Source organism: Nostoc sp. 'Peltigera membranacea cyanobiont' 213, assembly GCF_002245975.1.
Lineage (GTDB): Bacteria > Cyanobacteriota > Cyanobacteriia > Cyanobacteriales > Nostocaceae > Nostoc.
This window is the reverse complement of record NZ_NOLI01000292.1, coordinates 1-3,390: the sequence shown is the minus strand read 5'-3', so window position 1 is coordinate 3,390 and position 3,390 is coordinate 1. Positions and strand designations below refer to the sequence as shown.

The following is a 3,390-nucleotide window of genomic DNA, read 5'->3' as shown; positions in this document are numbered from 1 at the left end:
TCTTTAATTAGTTGCAACTACGGTTGTGAATATTGCCCTTTTGCTAAACGCCAACAAACATCCGCATGGAAACTTGGGTATATCCTTCTGACAATAATAGCGATCGCCCTTCCCGATAACAAGCTAAACGAATATCGTCCCATTCTTTATCTGTGCGTCCCAAACCTGTGAGCGATCGCACGTACAATGGATATAGATAAATTTCTTCTGGTTGAAAACGCAAGGTAGCTTGTATTGATTGCAACCAACTATTTACAGTTTGTCCGGGTAAACCGTAAATCAAATCAATATTCAGAGTGGGAAATCCCATCTCTTTTATCCTTGTCAGCGTTGCTTCTACTTGGGTACTAGATTGACGGCGCTGGGTGGCTAAGACTTCTGAATCGATGAAGCTTTGGATACCAATGCTAACACGATCGACGGCGTGCGATCGCAACAACTTTAACTTATCCTCAGTGGCGGTTTCTGGCGAAACTTCCACAGAAATGGGAATTTCCTGTAACTTTGCACCCATTGTATTTTCAGCAATATTGAGAATAGTTTCGAGGTGCTGAATCGGTAATTGGGTGGGAGTTCCGCCACCAATAGCGAACCTAGCAAATGACGCATCACCCAACACCGTCTTCATCCGTTGCGCCTGTCGCTGTAATGTGCGGACATATTGACTCATAAAATCTTCATTGTGGCTGACTGTAGTAAACAGATTGCAGAACCCACAACGCATTTCACAAAACGGTATATGTATGTAGAGAAATAGCGCTTGTCTATCTTGCTGCGCCCAAAGTTCCGGGAGATACACAGGTGGGGAGATGGGACGGTAAGCTGTTTTGTGGGGATAAGAATAAACGTATGCTTGATAGGGAGACTGGGCAATTTTAGATTTGAGATTTTGGATTGTCAGCATAAAATTTAAAAGAATTTAGAACTCTGCGCCTCTGCGTCTCTGCGTGAGATTTTCATAAAACAAACTCAGCATAGGGAACAGTCCAAACCACAGGATGGCTAAGTCGATGTCCAGTGTAACCATCTTCACCATAAGTTGTCCCGTGGTCGGAACAGAGAATGCAAAAAGTAGAATGCCTTTGTCGTATAATATTCCAGAGTTTGGCTAATTGGCGATCGACATATTCCAAAGCTGCGGCGTGAGATTCAATCGTATCGATTTTATCTTTGGCATCGGGAAGATAGAAATAATTTGGTTGATGCAAAGCAGAAATATTTATAAATAAAAATATGCGTTGATTGTTTGGCGTTTTTTCTAAAATATGTCGCGCAAGATTTACCTGATTTTCTGTAGATTCGGGGTTAGTAACACCTAATTCTGGACTCCAATAACTTTCGGCAAACATTGAGGGAATTACATTACCTAAAGGGTTGAGTTTGTTGAAAAAACCAACTCCACCAATGCAAACTGTATGATATCCCTTTGCAGCTAATCCATTAACAATATTTGAGCTATCTAACACACAAGTGGTATCAGTTGTAGTGGTACTTCCTTCAAATCCCAAAGCAAAAAGGCGGGGGTGAATTCCAGGTGTTACAGGTGTGGGTAAAAAGCCAGCGAAAAACGCATGATGAGAAGCATAGGTAAAGTTTCCGGGTGAATGGCGTTCTTCCCAACCTGTTTTAGGGAGTACTTTTGCTAAGTTCGGAGTGCGTTTTTGTGCGAGTAGGTTTTTAGCTACGTCGTAACGTAGTGTGTCTATAGTGATAAATAATATATCGTAGGTTCCAACTATTTGATTCATGTTGAACATGGCGAGGAAAAATAATAAATCTTAGCAGTATACATATTTTTAGGTTCACGCAGAGACGCGGAGTTGCAGAGAATAACGAGATTTAGTTTCTATTTTTTATTTCATTCATACAAAGACCAATAGCGCAACCCACTGCCACTTTCAGTATCTTGTGGTTCTGCTTCTAAGTGACAATTGAGTTGAGATAGCTGCTCAATCATACTTGTAGATAAACGATTCATAGAAACATTCAGTATATGTAAATGATTGATTTTTGAACAGTTAAATAAAATTTGTGCGCCTTTATCTGTTAATTTTCCCATTGATAAGTCTAATATTTTAAGATTATCCATTAAAGGAGATTCTACTAAAATTTCAGTAAGTTCATCTGCATATTCACAACTCTTTAAACCTAAATATTCTAATTTAGGAAATAACATATTTTTGAGAAGAGGTATCAATCTGCTGATACCTGAATTTATTCCTTCATAATGGAAATCATCGTCTCTACCCAACCATAATTCTAGATACTCTAGATTGGACAATTCAAGAACACAAATTTGATCAATAGTTTGATAGCTGAGTCCGTGACCAGTTTCAACAATCAATGTCTTTAAGCTATGGTGTTTTAGTGGACTGAATTTTAGAGAGTCATCACAACGAACTTGTAAGACTTCTAGATTTGGATAAGCGGTCAGCACTGGGCTAACATCACCTAAAGAAACATAAGAAACTTTGTATGGTTCATCATACCCATCTCCAATGAAAAGAGTTTTAAGACTAGTCAGTTCCTTATATGCAGAAGAAATAGTTTTTATGATATTACCAGCCCTTGTATTACGGTAATTGTCTGCCCATATTTGGCAAACTAAAGCCTGGATTTTATCGGCTTGAGAGTCACAAAGCAAAGCTTCAAATTGGCTAAAATCGAAAGGACTATATTCAACATATCCAAGAACATAGGCTGTATCCATTACATTGGTGATACCAATAGAAGGATCAAAATTCTCAAATTTCCACTCTGTTAGCAAGCGAAAAAATAACCGAATGTCATAATCTATTACTGCTTGCTTACCTTTTTCATTTCCACTTCTCTTTAATAGCCTTGCAGCAAAATGCTGCACTCGCTCGGAAGAATCAGTTAAAGTATTAATTACTAAATCTAAACCCATATCTCCATAATTCAAAGCTTCAGAAAGAGCAGCGAGTTTCACTTCAATAACCGAACTTTTTAAGCGACTTTTTACCCCTTCAATTCCTCCTAATACCACACCACTAACAGGAGGTGGCACTTCTCCACCAAGTACTGCGTCAAATTCTCCTGGTTGATTTGAATTGTTGTTCATTTTGGTTCATCCTAATTTATAGTCGCAGCCTACATTTATCTTGCCAAAATAGCCTTAACTTCACTTGTGTAAGTATCCATCCCATTCCATAAAATCCCCGGTAATAAATCACCGAAAGCATTAATCTCTAAAATCGCATGAGTTTTCCAATCTGGTAAAATTAATAAATCAACTCCGCAATATAAACTATTAGGAAATAACCCTGCTGCTTGTTCGCAAGTTCGCTTCATGATCTCCCAATTTTCTACACCAACTTTTGCTAAAAATTCCTCAGTATTTCCCCGTTCATTCCCCAAATGCAAATTTGT

Annotated in this window: 3 protein-coding genes and 1 pseudogene; all 4 read right to left on the bottom strand. The window is 38.4% G+C overall.

Going from position 1 to position 3,390, the window contains the following annotated elements; genetic code table 11:
* Positions 1-43: 43 nt before the first annotated feature.
* The gene (locus tag CDG77_RS34105; protein ID WP_223270142.1) at positions 44-904 is read right to left on the bottom strand and encodes an STM4012 family radical SAM protein; all 861 of its coding nucleotides are present in this window, start codon (positions 902-904) and stop codon (positions 44-46) included.
* A gap of 52 nt (positions 905-956) precedes the next feature.
* On the bottom strand, positions 957-1,748 hold the full coding sequence (locus tag CDG77_RS34100) for an STM4013/SEN3800 family hydrolase (protein WP_223270141.1): 792 nt from the start codon (positions 1,746-1,748) through the stop codon (positions 957-959).
* A gap of 110 nt (positions 1,749-1,858) precedes the next feature.
* A complete protein-coding gene (locus CDG77_RS34095) occupies positions 1,859-3,082 on the bottom strand; it encodes a hypothetical protein (protein WP_094333556.1) in 1,224 nt (407 codons plus the stop codon).
* Between the two features lie 35 nt (positions 3,083-3,117).
* Positions 3,118-3,390: pseudogene (locus CDG77_RS34090) on the bottom strand (STM4014 family protein); the annotation flags it as partial.